At 61.0% G+C, this 17,232-nt stretch carries 17 protein-coding genes; 11 read left to right on the top strand and 6 right to left on the bottom strand.

Annotation, left to right across the window (positions count from 1 at the left end; translation table 11 throughout):
* Positions 1–38 precede the first annotated feature (38 nt).
* The 10 genes from ftsH (at position 39) to H7688_RS01725 (ending at position 7,555) form a co-directional block, all read left to right on the top strand.
* Positions 39–1,871, top strand: a complete 1,833-nt coding sequence (gene ftsH, locus H7688_RS01770; RefSeq protein ID WP_183359306.1) for an ATP-dependent zinc metalloprotease FtsH — start codon at positions 39–41, stop codon at positions 1,869–1,871.
* A 16-nt stretch (positions 1,872–1,887) separates the two neighbouring features.
* Entirely contained in the window at positions 1,888–2,712 is an 825-nt protein-coding gene (folP, locus tag H7688_RS01765) for a dihydropteroate synthase (protein ID WP_246329675.1), read from the top strand.
* Positions 2,713–2,739: 27 nt separating this feature from the next.
* The gene (gene cdaA, locus H7688_RS01760; RefSeq protein WP_183359726.1) at positions 2,740–3,498 is read left to right on the top strand and encodes a diadenylate cyclase CdaA; all 759 of its coding nucleotides are present in this window, start codon (positions 2,740–2,742) and stop codon (positions 3,496–3,498) included.
* Complete coding sequence (locus H7688_RS01755; RefSeq protein ID WP_183359304.1) at positions 3,495–3,884, top strand: YbbR-like domain-containing protein; 390 nt, start codon at positions 3,495–3,497, stop codon at positions 3,882–3,884. The genes cdaA and H7688_RS01755 overlap by 4 nt, the downstream gene beginning before the upstream one ends.
* Before the next feature lie 106 nt (positions 3,885–3,990).
* Complete coding sequence (glmM, locus tag H7688_RS01750; protein WP_183359303.1) at positions 3,991–5,355, top strand: phosphoglucosamine mutase; 1,365 nt, start codon at positions 3,991–3,993, stop codon at positions 5,353–5,355.
* On the top strand, positions 5,348–6,067 hold the full coding sequence (locus H7688_RS01745) for a pyridoxine 5'-phosphate synthase (protein WP_183359302.1): 720 nt from the start codon (positions 5,348–5,350) through the stop codon (positions 6,065–6,067). The genes glmM and H7688_RS01745 overlap by 8 nt, the downstream gene beginning before the upstream one ends.
* Positions 6,068–6,257: 190 nt before the next feature.
* Positions 6,258–6,539 (top strand): peptidylprolyl isomerase, encoded by a 282-nt coding sequence (locus tag H7688_RS01740; protein ID WP_183352828.1) that lies wholly within the window; start codon positions 6,258–6,260, stop codon positions 6,537–6,539.
* 17 nt (positions 6,540–6,556) lie between these two features.
* Positions 6,557–6,850 carry a hypothetical protein gene (locus H7688_RS01735; protein ID WP_183359301.1) on the top strand — a complete coding sequence of 98 codons (294 nt, stop codon included), beginning with the start codon at positions 6,557–6,559 and terminating at the stop codon, positions 6,848–6,850.
* A gap of 244 nt (positions 6,851–7,094) precedes the next feature.
* Positions 7,095–7,208, top strand: a complete 114-nt coding sequence (locus H7688_RS22970) for a type II toxin-antitoxin system RelE/ParE family toxin (RefSeq protein ID WP_246329674.1) — start codon at positions 7,095–7,097, stop codon at positions 7,206–7,208.
* An 8-nt stretch (positions 7,209–7,216) separates the two neighbouring features.
* Positions 7,217–7,555: a HigA family addiction module antitoxin gene (locus H7688_RS01725; protein WP_183359300.1), complete on the top strand. Its 339-nt coding sequence runs from the start codon at positions 7,217–7,219 to the stop codon at positions 7,553–7,555.
* Here the strand turns inward: H7688_RS01725 and H7688_RS01720 are convergent.
* The 5 genes from H7688_RS01720 to H7688_RS01700 form a co-directional block, all read right to left on the bottom strand.
* On the bottom strand, positions 7,515–9,062 hold the full coding sequence (locus tag H7688_RS01720; protein WP_183359299.1) for a DHA2 family efflux MFS transporter permease subunit: 1,548 nt from the start codon (positions 9,060–9,062) through the stop codon (positions 7,515–7,517). The genes H7688_RS01725 and H7688_RS01720 overlap by 41 nt on opposite strands.
* A 74-nt stretch (positions 9,063–9,136) precedes the next feature.
* Positions 9,137–10,222 carry an HlyD family secretion protein gene (locus tag H7688_RS01715; RefSeq protein WP_183359298.1) on the bottom strand — a complete coding sequence of 362 codons (1,086 nt, stop codon included), beginning with the start codon at positions 10,220–10,222 and terminating at the stop codon, positions 9,137–9,139.
* A gap of 211 nt (positions 10,223–10,433) precedes the next feature.
* Positions 10,434–11,696 (bottom strand): TolC family protein, encoded by a 1,263-nt coding sequence (locus H7688_RS01710; RefSeq protein ID WP_183359296.1) that lies wholly within the window; start codon positions 11,694–11,696, stop codon positions 10,434–10,436.
* A gap of 14 nt (positions 11,697–11,710) precedes the next feature.
* On the bottom strand, positions 11,711–12,145 hold the full coding sequence (locus tag H7688_RS01705) for a MarR family winged helix-turn-helix transcriptional regulator (protein ID WP_183359294.1): 435 nt from the start codon (positions 12,143–12,145) through the stop codon (positions 11,711–11,713).
* A gap of 340 nt (positions 12,146–12,485) precedes the next feature.
* Positions 12,486–13,430, bottom strand: a complete 945-nt coding sequence (locus tag H7688_RS01700; protein ID WP_246329673.1) for a sulfurtransferase — start codon at positions 13,428–13,430, stop codon at positions 12,486–12,488.
* Between the two features lie 414 nt (positions 13,431–13,844).
* Here H7688_RS01700 and H7688_RS01695 point away from each other — a divergent pair, with 414 nt between their 5' ends.
* The gene (locus H7688_RS01695; protein WP_183359290.1) at positions 13,845–14,840 is read left to right on the top strand and encodes a sugar nucleotidyltransferase; all 996 of its coding nucleotides are present in this window, start codon (positions 13,845–13,847) and stop codon (positions 14,838–14,840) included.
* 149 nt (positions 14,841–14,989) lie between these two features.
* Here H7688_RS01695 and H7688_RS01690 read toward each other — a convergent pair whose 3' ends face one another.
* Positions 14,990–17,056 (bottom strand): transglycosylase SLT domain-containing protein, encoded by a 2,067-nt coding sequence (locus H7688_RS01690; RefSeq protein ID WP_183359288.1) that lies wholly within the window; start codon positions 17,054–17,056, stop codon positions 14,990–14,992.
* Between the last annotated feature and the right edge of the window lie 176 nt (positions 17,057–17,232).

Genomic DNA, 17,232 nt, shown 5'->3' with positions numbered 1-17,232 from the left:
TGTCGGAGCTTGCCGCATACACATCATCGGGAGGAAACTTGAACCAATTCTATAAGAACCTGGCGCTCTGGCTGGTGATCAGTCTCATGATGATCTTGCTGTTCAACCTGTTCAACAAGCCGAAGCCTTCCATGGAGAAGCTTGACTACAGCGATTTCATCGAGGCAGTAGAGACCGGCAAGGTCAAGAACGTTGCACGCCCGATCGCCTCGGTTGTCATCCAAGGTAACGAAATCATCGGCAAGTTCCAGGACGGCAAGGAGTTCAGAAGCTACAAGCCGGCCGACGCGAACCTGACCGACAAGCTGATCGAGAAGCATATTTCCACCTCGGCTCGCCCCGAAGAGGAGCGTTTCTCCTGGTTCTCGCTCCTGGTCTCCTGGTTCCCCATCATCTTCCTGGTGGCGGTCTGGATCTTCTTCATGCGCCAGATGCAGGGTGGCGGCGGCAAGGCCATGGCTTTCGGCAAGAGCCGCGCCAAACTGCTGACCGAAGCGCAGGGTCGCGTAACCTTCGAGGACGTGGCCGGCATCGAAGAGGCCAAGGACGAGCTGGAAGAGATCATCAACTTCCTGAAGGACCCCAAGAAGTTCACCAAGCTTGGGGGCCGTATCCCCAAGGGTGTGCTGCTCATGGGCCCTCCGGGCACCGGCAAGACCCTCCTGGCCCGCGCCATCGCCGGCGAGGCAGGGGTGCCGTTCTTCTCCATCTCCGGTTCCGACTTCGTCGAGATGTTCGTCGGCGTAGGTGCTTCCCGCGTGCGTGACCTGTTCGTCCAGGGTAAGAAGAGCGCTCCCTGCATCATCTTCATCGACGAGATCGACGCGGTGGGGCGCCACCGCGGTGCCGGCCTGGGCGGCGGCCACGACGAGCGCGAGCAGACCCTGAACCAGTTGCTGGTTGAGATGGACGGCTTCGAGTCCAACGAAGGGGTCATCCTGATCGCCGCCACCAACCGTCCCGACGTCCTCGACCCCGCTCTTTTGCGTCCGGGTCGTTTCGACCGCCAGGTGGTCGTGCCGCGTCCCGACGTGAAGGGGCGCGAGATGATCCTCAAGGTGCACACCAAGAAGACCCCGCTCTCCCCGGACGTCGACCTCGGCGTCATCGCCCGCGGTACCCCGGGCTTCTCGGGCGCCGACCTCTCCAACGTGGTGAACGAGGCCGCCCTTCTGGCCGCCCGCAAGGAGAAGAGCTGCCTCGAGATGATCGACTTCGATGATGCCAAGGACAAGGTGCTCATGGGCGTGGAGCGCCGCTCCATGGTGATCTCGGACGAAGAGAAGAAGAACACCGCGTACCACGAGGCGGGGCACACCCTGATCGCCAAGCTGATCCCGGGGACCGACCCGGTGCACAAGGTCTCCATCATTCCGCGCGGTCGCGCACTGGGTGTCACCATGCAGCTCCCCATCGAGGACAAGCACAGCTACTCGAGGGAGTCGCTTTTGGACCGCATCGCCGTCCTCATGGGCGGGCGCGCTGCCGAGGAGATCATCTTCAACTCGATGACCACCGGCGCCGGCAACGACATCGAGCGTGCCACCGATATCGCCCGCAAGATGGTCTGCGAGTGGGGGATGAGCGACAAGCTGGGACCGGTCTCCTTCGGCAAGAAGGACGAGCAGATCTTCCTTGGGCGCGACATGGCGCACCAGAAGAACTACTCGGAGGCGACCGCCGTCGAGATCGACAGCGAGATCAGGCTGCTCGTCGAGTCGAACTACGCCCGCGTCAAGACGCTTTTGGCGGAAAACCTCGAGAACCTGCACAAGATCTCGCACGCCCTGATCGAGAAGGAAAACCTCTCCGGCGAGGAGATCGACCAGATCATGGCCGGCAAGGACCCCGCACCCGAGGCGACCGCCTAGGATGTCGGGAAGCTGTATGAGCTGGGATCTCTCCCGGCGCACCCTGTCGCTTGAGCGTCCCCTGGTGATGGGGATCCTGAACGTTACGCCGGATTCCTTCTCGGACGGCAACCGCTACTTCTCGACGGCGCGCGCCGTCGAGCGGGCACTGGAGCTGGAGGGGGAGGGGGCCGACATCATCGACATCGGTGGTGAGAGTACCCGCCCCAACGCGCCAAAGGTGAGTCTGGAGGAAGAACTGGCCCGGGTAGTCCCGGTCATCGAGGGGCTCGCCGGCAAGCTAAAGGTCCCCATTTCGGTAGATACCTACAAGGCGGAGGTGGCCCGCGCCGCCTGCGCTGCCGGAGCCGAGATCGTCAACGACGTAAGCGGCCTCTGCTTCGATACCGGGATGGCAGCTGCAGTGTCCGAGGCCCGGGCGGGTGTGGTGCTGATGCACACCCGGGGGACACCAGACCAGATGCAACAGGACACCGGCTACCGCGACCTGCTCGGCGAGGTGAAGCTCTACCTTACAGAATCGCTGGAGCTGGCGCGGCAGGCGGGCATCCCGAAAAGTCGTATCGTGGTCGATCCCGGCATCGGGTTTGCCAAGAGCGTCGAAGGGAACCTCGAACTGATCCGCCGGCTTCGGGAGCTTGAGGACCTCGGCTGCCCGATACTGGTAGGCCCCTCCCGCAAGTCGTTCATCGGCGCGGTGCTCGGGGACCGGGACCGGGACAGAACCTACGGAACGGCGGCGGCAGTCGCCGTCTCGATTTTAAACGGCGCGGCCATCGTGCGAGTACACGACGTGGCGGCCATGCGGGATATCGTACTGATGACGCGGGCGCTCGCCTAACGCCTTTTGCCAGCCAACCCGGAGCAGATGACCTTTTTCCTGCAAAACATAGGCGTGCTGCAGGACCTCTTGGACCTGTCCCTGACGGCCCTTATCCTGGTGCGCCTGTCCAGGCTCATGAAGACCGTGCTGGCCCTGCGTATCCTGACGGCCCTCTCGGCGCTGGTGGTCGGGCACCTCCTGGCGCGGCTTCTCTCCCTGCATACCGTCCGGCTCCTTTTCGATACCTTCCTGGTCTCCTCGGTCGTGGTGCTTGCGGTCATCTTCCAGACCGACATCCGGCGCGCCTTTGCCGCCCTGATCCGCAGCCGTGCCGTGAAGGACGTCGAGATGTCCGACCTGATCGACGAGCTGGTCTTCGCGGTCTCGGGGCTCGCACAGAAGCGGATCGGCGCCCTCATCGTCATCGAGCGCAGCATCCAGGTGGACAGCTACCTCGCGGTGGGCACCGAGATCGACGCCAAGGTCACCAGCGAGCTGATCTCCTCAATCTTCCTGCCGTACTCACCCATCCATGACGGAGCCGTCATCATCCAGCGGGGCAAGCTGACCCGCGCCGGCTGCTTCCTGCCGCTTACCCAGAACCTCGAGGTGAGCAAGAGCCTGGGAACCCGGCACCGCGCAGCGATGGGGCTGAGCGAGCTGGTGGATGCGGTGGTCATCGTGGTTTCGGAGGAGACCGGCACGGTTTCGGTGTTCGTCGGAGGGAAGAAAACTACCAACCTTGACCCTCCTGCGCTGGGCAAGTTGCTGAGAAGGCTGGTGGAACAGAGGTGGCTTAAATGAGTGAAACCAGACCACTTGAAGAGGTCTACGGGGTGAAGTTCCTCGCCGTGCTGCTGGCGCTGCTCATCTGGCTCACCGTAGCGGTAGAGCGTTCCGGCGAGGTGACCATCCCGGTCCCCGTGAACCTCGAGCGCCTGCCGCGCGGGATCAGGATGGTCTCGCCGCCCCCCGGCGTGGTGCAGGTCACCGTGTCCGGTCCCCGGATCCTGCTGGCGCGTCCCTTTCTGCTCGGGGCACGCTGCACCCTGGACCTTGCCTCGGCTGTTCCGGGGAGCATGAGCTTCACCACCAACGATTGCCGGTACGACATGGATGGTGAGCTCAAAGTCGTGCGGGCCATCCCCCAGACGATTCATTTGGACTTCGCGGCGGTAGATGCGAAATAGCCGGACAGTGCGCAAAACCAGGTCTTCCGGCAGCTCCGGATGACAGGATGTTGAGAGCCGCAGTACCAGCGGCGTTGCACACACATAAATTCGAGGTGGATATCACATGAAAAAACTTTTCGGTACGGATGGGGTGCGTGGCGTTGCCAACGTGTACCCGATGACCGCGGAGATGGCGATGCAGATCGGCCGGGCCGCGGCCTACATCTTCAAAAACGGCAAGCGCCGCCACCGTGTGGTGATCGGCAAGGACACCCGACTCTCCGGTTACATGCTGGAAAGCGCCCTGGTGGCCGGCATCTGCTCCATGGGGGTGGACGTGCTCCTGGTCGGCCCGCTGCCGACTCCGGGGATTGCCAACATCACCTCTTCGATGCGCGCCGATGCCGGCGTGGTCATCTCCGCATCGCACAACCCCTTCGAGGATAACGGCATCAAGTTCTTCTCGCGCGACGGCTTCAAACTGCCCGACGAGATGGAGCTCATGATGGAGGAGCTGATTTTCTCCAAGCGTATCGACTCGCTGCGCCCCACCGCGAAAGAGGTCGGTAAGGCTTACCGTATCGATGACGCCGCCGGGCGCTACGTGGTGTTCCTGAAGAGCACCTTCCCGAAGGATCTCGACCTCTCCGGGCTCAAGATCGTGCTCGATTGCGCCAACGGCGCGGCCTACAAGGTCGCTCCGGCCGTGTTCGAGGAACTGGGCGCCGAGGTTATCACCATCGGCGTCAAGCCCAACGGCACCAACATCAATGCCGAATGCGGATCGCTGCACCCGGAGGTGATGAGCGAGGCGGTCAAAAAGCATGGCGCCGACCTGGGGATCGCGCTTGATGGCGACGCCGACCGGGTCATCTTCGTCGACGAGTATGGCAACGTGGTCGACGGTGACCGGATCATGGCGATCTGCGGCACCGAGATGCTCAAGCAAGGAACCCTGAAGCACAACACCCTGGTGGCCACGGTGATGAGCAACATGGGGCTCGACATCGCCCTTAAGCGTGCCGGTGGCGAAGTGATCAAGACCGCCGTGGGCGACCGCTACGTGGTCGAGGAGATGCTCAAAGGTGGCTACAACCTGGGGGGCGAGCAGTCCGGCCACATGATCTTCCTGGATCACAACACGACCGGCGACGGCGTGCAGAGCGCCTTGCAGGTCCTGGCCATCATGCAGCGCCACCAAAAGCGTCTCTCGGAGCTCGCGCTGGTCATGGACCCGCTGCCCCAGGTGCTGGTGAATGTACGCCTGGCCCAGAAGTCCGACATCATGCAGGTTCCCGAGATCGCCAACCTGATCCGCTCGGTGGAGGAGAAACTCAAAGGGGAGGGGAGGGTGCTGATCCGCTACTCCGGGACCGAACCGCTCTTGCGCATCATGCTTGAAGGAAGTGATGCAGGGCAGATCAAGGACTGGGCCAACGAGATCGCTGGTGCGGTTTCCTGCGCCCTGGGAGGTGAAGCTCGTGGCTAGATTAGGCGTGAATATCGATCATGTGGCGACCCTGCGCCAGGCCCGGGGCGGCGTCGAGCCGGATCCGGTCACCGCGGCAGCGCTGGCCGAGATGGCCGGTGCCGACGGCATCACCATTCACCTGCGCGAGGATCGGCGTCATATCCAGGATCGCGACCTGAAACTCTTGCGCCAGACCGTTAAGACCCGGTTGAACCTGGAGATGGCGGCAACCGAGGAGATGGTCACCATCGCCCTTGCCGTGAAGCCCGAGTGCTGCACCCTGGTGCCCGAGAAGCGCGCCGAGTTGACCACCGAGGGTGGGCTGGACGTGAGGATTCACCAGGAGGCGCTCAAGCCGTTCATCGAGCGGCTGCAGGCGGGGGGGATCATCGTGAGCCTCTTCATCGATCCAGATCCGGACCAGATCAAGGCCGCCAACAAGACCGGTGCCGATTACATCGAGATCCACACCGGGAGCTTCGCCGATGCTGTAGACTGGAAAACCGAGCAGCAGGAGATCATCAAGATCGAGAATGCGGTGAAGCTCGCCAAGAAGCTCGATCTCGGCGTCAACGCCGGTCATGGGCTCAACTACACCAACGTGAAGAAGATCGCGGCCATCGGCGGGATCGAGGAATTCAACATCGGCCATTCCATCATGTCCCGGGCCATTTTCGTCGGCCTGGACCGCGCGGTGCGCGACATGTCCGAACTGGTACGCTACGCGTAAAGCAATGGACAATTGACAATGGACAACTAACGTCACAGTCCGTGCGGCGTCCCGCACAGTTTTCCTTGTCAAAGTGTCCCTGTACATTTAACCTCTGCCAATTGCCAACTAGGTAGTGGCAATTGCTTATCGGCTTTCTCACCGTCAACTGTCAATCGTCAATTGTCAATTGCCTTTCAAAGGAGATCGTATGTCCAGAGCGGCAGCACGTCACATCCTGGTATCCACCGAGGCCCAGTGCCTCGAGCTGAAAAAACAGATCGAAGAGGGCGCGGATTTCGCGGAGATAGCACGCCAGTACTCTTCCTGCCCTTCCGGCCGTCAGGGTGGTGCCTTGGGTGAGTTCGGCCCCGGTCAGATGGTGCGCGAATTCGATGAAGTCGTCTTCAGCGGCGAGGTCGGCAAGGTACTCGGGCCGGTGCGTACCCAGTTCGGCTACCACCTGGTCGAGGTTACCAGCCGCACCGCCTAGGCGGCACGAGGGAAAGCATGGACGCTCAAGAGCCAAACACCACGAAGCCTAAACAGTCCCTGTTGGGTCGGCTATTTTCCGCCGAGGGTGCCATCTTCTGCATCGGGGTCGCCTGCATCGTCTACGGTCTGGCCGATGGCTTCAAGGTGATGCAGTTCTTTTTCGGGCTGTGCATAGTCGGCGGCAGCGTCGCGCTGCACTTTGTGAAGAAGAAGGACTGGGACGCCCACTGGGCGGAACACAACCGACTGCACGACGCACACCAGCAGCGCCTGGAAGCAGAACAGCGGGACAAGAAAAAAGAGCAGTGAAAACGAGGCGGGGAGACAACTCCCCGCCTTTTTCGTATCGGCCCGGATGTTGACGTTTAACGCGGCGCGTTATGCTGTCAGGATGATCATCGTTCAAATCCAAGAAGGCACGGGCTCTTTTTGAGGGACAATGCCCCAAGGAGTTCCGAGCTTTTGCTGGCGTTGCCGAGCGCAAGCTGCAGATGCTTAACGACGCGGCATCGATTGAGGATGTGCGGTCACCGCCAGCAACCGGCTTGAAGCGTTGCGTGGCGATCGCTTTGGCCAGTGGAGCATTCCAATAAATGATCAGTGGCGGCTCAGTTTTGTCTTTCGTCAGGGCAACGCCTTCGATGTTGAAATGGTCGATTACCATTGAGGTCGAACATGGAAACCGTTAACAAAATGCGTCCGATCCACCCCGGGGAGGTTTTGAGGGATGAATTCCTGGCAGAGCTCGGTTTGACTGCTCATGCACTTGCCTTGGAACTGAAAGTGCCAGCCCCTCGTATCAATGACATCGTGCGTGAGCGTCGCGCCATTACGCCTGATACAGCACTGCGCCTAGCTCGCTACTTTGGGACAACGGCGCAGTTTTGGATGAATCTCCAAACGAGTTACGATCTGAAAATTGCTGAAAACGAGCATGGGTTGAAGATCGAGCAGGAGGTGCGAACTCGGCACGTCAGTGTGCAGCAGGACGGACGTGGCGTACCGGTTTCTTGAGGAGCAGTAGCAGCGGGATGATGATAAGAAAGGCGATGCCGACGATGAAGAAGATCCGGTTGTAGGAGAGCATGGCGGCATGCTTGCGGACGGTGCCGTAGATGATGGCGTAGGCGCTCTTCTCGGCGGTTATCGGATCGACCCCGCGCATCATGGTTGCCTGCTTCAACTGGTTGATCCGGGATTGCACGATGAGGCTGTACGGGGTGACCTGTGCGGCCAGGTTGGTCTGGTAGAACTGGCTGTAACGGGCGAGCAACGTCGCCGAAATGGCGATGCCGACGCTGCCGCCGATGTTGCGTAACAGGCTGAAGATGCCGGTGGCGTTTCCCATCTCCTCCTTCGCGATCGTCGACAGGGTCACCGTAGTGAGCGGAACGAAGGTCATGGCAAGTCCCACCCCGAGCACGATGCGCGGCCAGACGAAGTCGGCGTAGGCGGCATCGAGCGAAAAGCGCTGCATGATGAACATCGAGCAGGCCCCCACCAGTAACCCCATCAGGACGACCTTCCGCCCGTCATAGCGCTGGATGATGGCCCCTACAAAGGGCATGCAGACCAGCGTGGCAACGCCGCCCGGTGCGAGCACCATGCCGGCCATGGTCGCGTTGTAGCCCATCAGGGTCTGCAAAAACAGCGGTATCAGCATGATCGAGCTGTACAGGCAAAAACCCACCGCGAACATGATCAGGTTCCCGGCCGAGAATGAGACGTTTTTGAACAGGCGCAGGTTCACGATTGGGTGCGGATGGGTGAGTTCCACGTAGACCAGGCAGAGCAGGGCAATCGCGGATACCGCGGAAAACACGAGGATAAAGGGAGAATTGAACCAGTCTTCCTGCTGCCCCTTGTCCAGCACGATCTGCAGGGCGCCCAAACCAACCACCAGCAGCGAAAGCCCCCAGTAATCGATGCTCGTCCTGGCACGTTTCAGATAGCTTGGGTCATAGATGAAGAAGGTCGCCATGATGACGGCAACGATGCCAATGGGGATGTTGATATAGAAGATCCAGCGCCAGGTCATGTTGTCGGTGATCCAGCCGCCGAGTGCGGGACCGATGATCGGGCCGAACATGGCGCCGACCCCGAAGATGGCCATGGCCATGCCTTGCTGGTAGGGTGGGAAGGTTTCCATCATGATCGCCTGGCTCATCGGGATAAGGGCGCCGCCGGCTGCTCCCTGCAGCACCCGGAAGAAGATGAGCAAGCCGAGACTGGGGGCAGCCCCGCAGAGGAACGAGGCCATGGTGAAGAGCGTGATGCAGGTGATGAGGAAGCGTTTCCTGCCGAACATCCGGGCGAGCCAGCCGGTCATCGGGAGCACGACGGCGTTACTCACCAGGTACGAGGTGAGTACCCAGGTGATCTCGTCCGTGCCGGCGTTGAGGCTGCCCTGCATGTGGGGCAAGGCGACGTTGGCCACCGAGGTGTCCACGATCTCCATGATCGCCGGCAGCATCACCGTGAGGGTGATCAGCCACTTGTTGACAGTTTTCTCGGCAGCCATAATAGAATCAATTGATAATTGACAATGAATAATTGACAATTACAACGGTAACCTCCACTCAACCACTCAACCACTCAATATCCCTTGATGACGTCCTGATATTTCTTGCCGGTGAGGATGGTGGGGACGACGCTCATGCCGACGCGCAGGAGGTGGGTCGGATCGCTGTTCTTGTCGATGGCGATACGCACCGGGATCCTTTGGATTACTTTCACGTAGTTGCCGGTGGCGTTCTCCGGGGGAAGCAACGAGAAGGCGGCGCCGGTGCCGGCCATGATGCTCTCGACGTAGCCGGTGAAGGTCCTGCCGGGATAGCTGTCCACGGTGAACTCGACCTTCTGCCCAGGGCGCACGTCGGTCAATTGGCTCTCTTTGTAGTTGGCGGTGATCCAGGAGTCTTCGAGGGTAACCAGGGCCATCAGGGCCTGACCGGGCTGTATGTAGTTGCCGGGCTCCACCGATTTGCGGGTGACGTAGCCGTCGCTGGGGGCAACGACGCGCGTATAGGAAAGGTTGAGGGATGCGGTGTCAAGCTCCCCTTTTTTCTGGGCAATGCGGGCATCCTTCGACCCGTTGCCGGACATGCCGATCAACGCCTGGGCGCGGCGTTCGCTTTCCTGGGCTTCCTTGAGCTGCAGTTCGGCGACCCGTTTGGCAGTCTGCAAACGGTCCAGTTGCTCCTTGGGAATCACTTCCTTGGCAAAGAGCGCCTCGCCCCGCGAGAGGTCAAGTTTGGCCTGGTCCAGCTTGGCGGCGGCAAGACCCACGTTGGCGCGAGCGCTTTCCACCTGGGCGTAGTCGCCCGAAGTCTCGTTCTTGGCCATCTCGAGGGATGCCGCCGCAGTTCTAAGCTTCGCCTGGTAATCGGACGCGTCGAGTTCCACCAGAAGGTCGCCCTTGTGGACGAACTGGTTGTCGACCACGGCCACCTTTTTCACCAGGGCTGGGACGCGGCTGGAGATCGAGTGCACGTGGGATTCCACGAAGGCGTTATCCGTCTCGATATGCGTCTTGCTCTTGACCCACTGCCTGGCTCCGAAGACCCCGGCACAGATGATTATGACAAGGAGGATGATTCCTCCGCGTTGTTTCTTGTTGAGACCTTTCCTGTCCGCGGGAGCCTGTTCGGTCTCTGCAGACAGTTCACTTCCTTCAGCCATTACAACCCCCGAGGAGAGGCAATTGACAATTGATAATTGACAATTGACAACGTTTTTTACAAGTAATTGGCAATGGTGTTGCCAATTGGTAGTGGTTTAAGTGAACAAGAGTGACCGTGGCGATGATGAGGTAACTTGGGAAGCCGGCGCTAAACCAATGGCGATAATTGTCAATTGCCCATCGTCAATTGTCCATTGCCGTTAAACGCTGCTACAAGTTGCCTGCCGCACGACGCACCCGGGCATCTGCTACCTGGAGGTCGAAGACGCTCTGGTAGTAATCGGTACGGGTCTGGGTGAGCAGGGTCTGCGCGTCGACGACCTCGGTCGCGGTACCGACCTTCTCCTGGTAGCGGTCCTTGGTGATGCGCAGGTTTTCAATCCCCTGCTGGATCGCCTTTTCGGCCACCTTGATACGGGCCGTCGCAACCTTCACATCGTTTTGCGCCTGGGCCAATTCGAGAGCCACGCGCGCCTCCAGGTCTCGCAGGCGCTCCTGGTCGCGCGATCTCGCCTCAACCGCCTGTCGCAGCCGGGAGGTGGTGGCCAGACCGTCAAACAGGTTCACCTTCACGCCGACCGTAGCGTACATGATCGATTGCTCGCGCACCCTGTCGTTTTGCACGTAGTCGAGCCCCAGCCTGGCGAAGATTTCCGGGTAGTAGTTGGTCTTGGCTTCCTGGACCGCGTAATCACTGGCACTCACCGCGCTTCTCAGGGCGAGGATTTCGCCGCGCCGGGAGATGTCGGTGGGAGCTTCGACGGTCGGGGCCAGCAAGGGGAGGGGGTCTTCCTGCAGCTCGGCGCGCTGCTGGGGCGGCGTTCCTGTCAGGTAGTTGAGCAGCAGCCAACCGTTCTCCACGGCGTTTTGTGCGCTCAAGAGCTTCTGGCGGCTGGCGGCGACCCGCACCTCGGCCTGGAGCAGGTCGTTCCGGGTCACCACACCCTGGTCGTAGAGTGCCTGGGCCGTCTTCTGGTGCGAGGTCATCTGCACCACCTCGTCCTCGGCGGCCTGTACCACCTTATGCGCCTCCAGGATGCCGTAGTAGGCACGCACCACCTGGAGGAAAAGGTCCTGCTCGGAACCGGAGTAGCTGTGCCGGGCGGCCTCGCGCTGCATCCTCGCGGCCGAGACCCGGGCCTCGGTTCTGCCGAAATCGTAGAGGGTGCTGTTCAGGGTCAGGTTCAGGAAGGGGAAATCAGCCTGTTGGGTTTCTTCGACGATCGGGCCCAACTGGACCGCCTGTGCCGCCTGCTGGGCCTGATAGCCGGCCTGCAGGTCGATGCGCGGCCGCCAGGCACTGCGGGCTATCTCCACCTGCTGCTGCGCGATCGCGGTGTCGTGCGAGGTGGCGCGCAGGGCCTGGTTCTGGGTGGCTGCCCGGTTCAGGCACTCCTTGAGTGTAAGCGGGTCGGCCCAGGCAGTGCCGATAAAGAGCAGCAGCGCTGCCAGGGAAAGCAGTGTGGTACGCATGGGATTCTCCGGGATCAACTGCGCAGCTTCTCCAAAAGGGACTTCAGGGTCTCGATTTCCTGCGGGTCGAGCTTGGCGGTCAGCTTGGCAAGGGCGGAGTAGGCAAGCGGGGTTAGCTCGGACTGGAGGGCCTTGCCGCGCGGGGTAAGGCAGATTCGGTAGGCACGCCGGTCGTCGGGATGACTGCGGCGCGACACCAGTCCTTCCTTTTCCAGTCGGTCGATCAGTCCACCCATCGTGGTCCGGTCGATCTGGCTGCGGGCAGAAAGCTCCGACTGGCTCAGGCCATCCTCTTGCCAGAGAAAGCCAAGCACCCCGAACTGCTGAGGTGTTAGGTCGTGACCTTCGAAGGTCTCCTTGAACAGGAGGCTGGCCCGCTGGTACGCCTTGGCAAGCAGGAATCCGACGCTCTTGCCGATGTCGAGCTGTCGATTGTCAGATGGGCTCATGTGCTTTCATTGGAAGTCTTGCGGGCAAGGCCGGACTAACGTGCCAGTCCGGCGAGTGGCTGGAATCCTTAATAAAGTGCCGAATCGAAGCTAATTAGGCCATTATGCATACAATCAGTATACTGTCAATGATTGTTAGTGTTATGCCAGAGGGCTCCTACGACAGGCTCTTAGTAGCTCGACACTCCTCTCGTGAAGAGCAATTGCGTGGCACAGTTCACGCCGGCAGGTGAGGTAGTGTCACTCAGCGGACAAACGGTGCAAAGCTACCGGATACAACAAAAGGCCCACCTGTGTCAGATGGGCCTTTTGAGTAGTCGGAACAAGGCAGTTCGGTTGATTATCTCAGTCCTGCAACAGCCGGCTCGCTGCAACTGTTGACGATCGGCAGGGCGTGGTCTTTGGACCAGCCGATCCAGGAACTGTCGTAGTTGTGCAGTTTGTCGAGCGACCAGCCCAGGAGGTAGTAGGTGAAGAGTGCCTGGGTGGAACGCACGCCCGACTGGCAGAAGAAGTACTGGTGCTTTTTAGTGTCCGCACCGAGCCGGTGGAGCAGTGCCTGTGCCTCGGCCGCCGGGATCCACTCCGCTTTGTTGTCCTTTCTCTTGAAGAGTTCCCAATCCGCGTGCTTGCCCCAGGGAATGTGCCCCTTGCGGTAGGCACCCTTCTTCAGCTCCTCGCCGCAAAACTCCTTGGTGTCGCGCTCGTCCCAAAGCTGCCCCTTGGCCTGATCGCTCAGTGCCACGATCTCCGGGGTATCCACCCGCAGGGCGGGGTAGGCCACCTTGGCGACAAAGTTGCCGGTATGCTTCGGTTCAGCCGCCAGAAGATCGGTGTCGTATCCGCTCTCCTTCCAGGCCTTCACCCCGCCGTCCAGCACCCGCACGTCGGTCTTGCCGTAGTAGTAAATAGCCCACCACAACCGGGTAGCATCGTACTTGGTGTCGTAGACCACGACCTTGGAATCCTTGTTGATCCCCAGCCGTTGCGCGAGTTTGCTGAAGCCCGCTGCATCGATGAGATTCCCGGTGATGCCATTCTGGGTTTCGGCAGGAGCTTCGTAATCGGGCCTATCCACCTTGAACGAGCCGGGCAGGTGACCCAGACGGTACTCCAGTTCGTTCTCGGCTGCGATGACCACCAGCTTGGGATCATGGGAGTCGATGAGCGCCTTGAGCTCCTTGGGAGTGATCAGGGCATTGCCACGGGCGTACCCTTTGTACCCGGGTTTTGCCGGCGCAGCCGATGCCCAGGTGGAGATAGATAAAACAAGTGTAATAGTCAACAATGCTCTCAATGCCCGTGGTTTCAAGTGTCCTCCCGTGAGTTGCAAAAAAATGACGTGGGGACATTATTAACCTGTTCGGTCGAGAATGGTCAAGATAAAAATAGTTAAAAGGTAAAGAAAAAATTAGGATAAAGTTGACATGATCGTGCGTGTATTGGGGGGCCGCCTTTGCGAGGAGTGCGGGTTCGACGAAGTACCGTGCAGGTCGTCGGCAGAGTTCATACCTTCTCCTGACGTGCCGTCTTCACTCCGACATTTCCCAATTCGTCACTGGCAAATGCCCGGGGACCTGTGGTAGGATGCCGCGGTTATGTCGTGCGCTGGTGGCAGCACCTGCTTCGAAAGTCGCTGCTCTGTCAGTAGCACCTGTTCTGCATGTTGTTATGCCTCAGGCTCTCAAGGAGAATGTCAATGAAGATACTGCTTCCGGTCGCCGGTAAAGGCACCCGTCTCAGACCGCACACCCATACCAAGGCGAAATCGCTGGTGCACGTCGCGGGGAAAACCGTTCTTGAGCACATCATCAGTCGCCTGGTGCCGCTGGGCGCCAGCGAGTTTCTCTTCATAACCGACGAAAACGGCGGACAGGTTCAGGAGTTCATGAGCAGCACCTTCCCCGAGCTCACCTGCCGCTACCTGGTGCAGAAGGAGCGGCGCGGCCCGGCGCACGCGGTCTCCCTGGCCGCACCGCACGTGGGGCCAGGCGAGGACCTGCTCATCGTTTTCAACGACACCATCTTCGACGCCGACCTGACCCGCATCCCCGCACTGAGCGCCGACTGCGACGGCCTCATCTACTCGAAAGAGGTCGAGGACTACCAGCGCTTCGGGGTCAACGTGGTACGCGACGGCGTGATTGTCGACATGGTGGAAAAGCCGGAAACCCTGATCTCCAAACTGGCACAGGTGGGGCTCTACTATCTGAAGGACGGCCAGGACTTCATGAGGTACCTCGAGGAGACCATCCGCTTGGGCGAGACCGTGAAGGGTGAGTACTACCTTCCGGCGGTTTTCATGCGCATGATCCGCGACGGCCGCCGCTTCCGGGCGCCGGAGATCGATGCCTGGCTGGACTGCGGTACCCCGGAGACGCTGCTCAGTACCAACAGCTACCTTTTGGCGCGGGAACACCACATCGACGGCGAGGTGGTGGATTCGGTGCTGATCCCGCCGGTGCACGTGGAGAAGGGGGCGGTGGTGCGCGGCTGCATCCTGGGACCCAACGTCTCCATCGCGGCACGCAGCGTGGTCGAGTCGAGCATCCTGAAGAACTCCATCGTGAACGGCAACTCCCACGTGTGCAACATCGTCCTGCACGACTCCATCCTGGGGGACTCGGTGCACCTCATCGGCTCGACCCGCCGCATGAACATCGGGGATCACTCGCTTCTGGAGATGCAGGGGTAGGAAGGCAATTGACGATTTACAATTGACGATTGAAGATGGGGAACGCGGGCCTGAGCAGGAGTCGTCAGCCTGATTCACCATGTTAAACGCAAAAAGGGGACGGGCTCCTGATGGTGCCCGTCCCCTTTTCTTATTGCCGGCGGTCCTGCTTAGTTCTTCTTCTCCACCGGGAGCCGGTAGAGCCTCTGGTAGAGTTCCATGTTGCTCAGTACCTTCTTCACGTACTCGCGGGTTTCCTTGAAGGGGATGCTCTCGATGAACTCGTCCTGGGGAAGCCCGCCAAACGCCTTCTGCCAGCGCTTCACGTTCCCCGGTCCCGCATTGTAGGCCGCGGCGGTGAGGACGATGCTCCGGTCGTAGCTGTTCATCTGGTCCTTCAGGTACCGCGCCCCCAGCTTGATGTTCAGCTCGGGACGGGCAAGACGCACGGAGTCCCCCTTGGACATCGCCTCGGCTGTTCCCGGCATGACCTGCATGAGCCCCACGGCGCCTACCGGCGAGAGCGCGCCGGGATGGTAGTTGCTCTCGGCACGCATGATGGCCCAGATCAGGCTTTCCGGCAGCCCGGTCAGCGCAGCGTTCCGGGCGACCTCCTCCCGATAGGCGAGCGGGTAGGTAAGCGCCCATGCGGTCAGGTTGTTCCGCTCGGGCGGCAGCTTGCCGTTGTCCCGGGCGACCTGGTGAAAGGCGCCGTTGTAGTTCTCCATCTCCAGAAAGAGCCGGGCAATCCCCAGGGGATTCTTCTTCTTGGAAGCCCAGAGCTCCCGCGCTGCCTCGTCGTAGAGCCCCAGGGCGATGAGCGCCTTCTCGCGCTCGAATCCGCCGGGCATCGGGAGTTCCTCGACCACGTTCTTCGGCGGAGCCGGGAAGGACCCGAGGTCGCACCAGCGGTTGCAGATCAGGGCGTAGTAGCCGAAGGGGTACTCGCTGGCGAGGCTGTCGAAGGCCTGCTGGGCCCCCTTGGCGTCCTGGAGGTTGGCAAGGGCCTTCCCCAGCCAGTAGAGCGAGCGCTCGCGGTACTCCGGGCTGGTTGCCGACTTTTTGAGAAAGCCGGTGGCGGCCTGGAAATCGCGACCGAGGTAGCTGGTCCAGGCGGCGTCCCAGTAGGTGCCGCCGAACTTCTGCGGGTCCTGGTGGCCGGCGAGGAACTTCTGGAACAGCTGCACCGCTTCCCCCCAGCGCTTCTGCTGGCGCTTCAGGTAGGCAGCCTCCAAAAGTGCGTCGTCGGCTAGGGGCCCCGGAGCCTGCGCAATTTTCAGGAAGAGCTCGAGGGCCTGGTCGGTCTTGCCGTTTCGGTCCAGTGCCTTGGCAAGCCAAAAGCTCGCTTCGGAGGGGCTGCCGGCCTGCTGGGTGAGATCTTTGAGCAGTTGCTCAGCGTCCTGACCTTTCTTGGCCTTCACCAGGGCCTGCCCGGCCTTGAACCGCACCTTGCCGGCAAATTCGGCGCTTTCTCCGGTAAGGGTGATCTCCTGGTAGGCTTTGGCCGCCTGGGCATAGCGTCCCAGGTCGTAGAGGATCCCGGCGCGCTTGAAGAGTTCGGCACGGCTGTAGGGCTGTACCGCGGTCCCGGCCTGGATGATACGTTGCAACTCCGCCGCCGCGCGCTCGGCGACCGGCGACGAGGGGTGGTTGAGCCAGAGGTTTCTCAGGATGACGGCGGCGCCCGCCGGGTTGCCCAGCCGGTCACGGCACAAGGCGGCCCCCAACTGCGCGTTGAGCGCATCGGATCCGGAGGCGTAGCGCTCAATGAACACCGTGTAGCTGTCCAGGGCCTGCTTGTGGTAGTTGCCGGCGACCAGGGTGTCCGCGTAGAGGAGGGTCGCCTGGCGGGTCAGCCGGCTGTCCGGGTAGTTCTTGAGCAGCTTGTAGAGCGGCTGAAGAGCCTGATCGACCTGACCGAGTTTGGCGAGGGCGCTGCCCTGGTGGTACAGGGCGTAGTCGGCCAAAAGCGGGTAGTTCTCGGCCGCCTGGGCAAGGTAGTCCGCTGCCTCCTGCCACTTCTCCTGCTTGGTGCAGGCCATCCCCAGCAGGAAGGCACGCGGGCCGGTAGCGGTACTTTTCAAGGCGGCCTCGCGGGCGCCGGCAAAGTCCTTCTGTTTCATCCTGCCGGCGGCCTGGCTGAGGGCCGCATCGCCGGGGGGGGTAAGGCCTGCGGCGTAGGTTGCAAAGGAAAGAGAGATGAGGCAGGCGGCTCCTGCCAAGGTGCGGCACAACATCGTGGACTCCATGCGCGTAAATGCGGAAGCTAAATCGACATTATTAGCGGAGCTGCCGGGAAATAGCAAAGCTTTTTTGCCGCTAAAAAGCGTGACGGTGCGGCCAGTTTCCGGGCACTGTCGGCGCAACCGGGTTAAATCGTTGACATCGGTCAGGGGGTTCTGCATTATCCGAA

This window comes from Geomonas limicola (assembly GCF_014193675.1).
In the GTDB taxonomy this organism is placed as follows: domain Bacteria; phylum Desulfobacterota; class Desulfuromonadia; order Geobacterales; family Geobacteraceae; genus Geomonas; species Geomonas limicola.
This window is presented reverse-complemented; position numbering and strand designations above follow the sequence as displayed.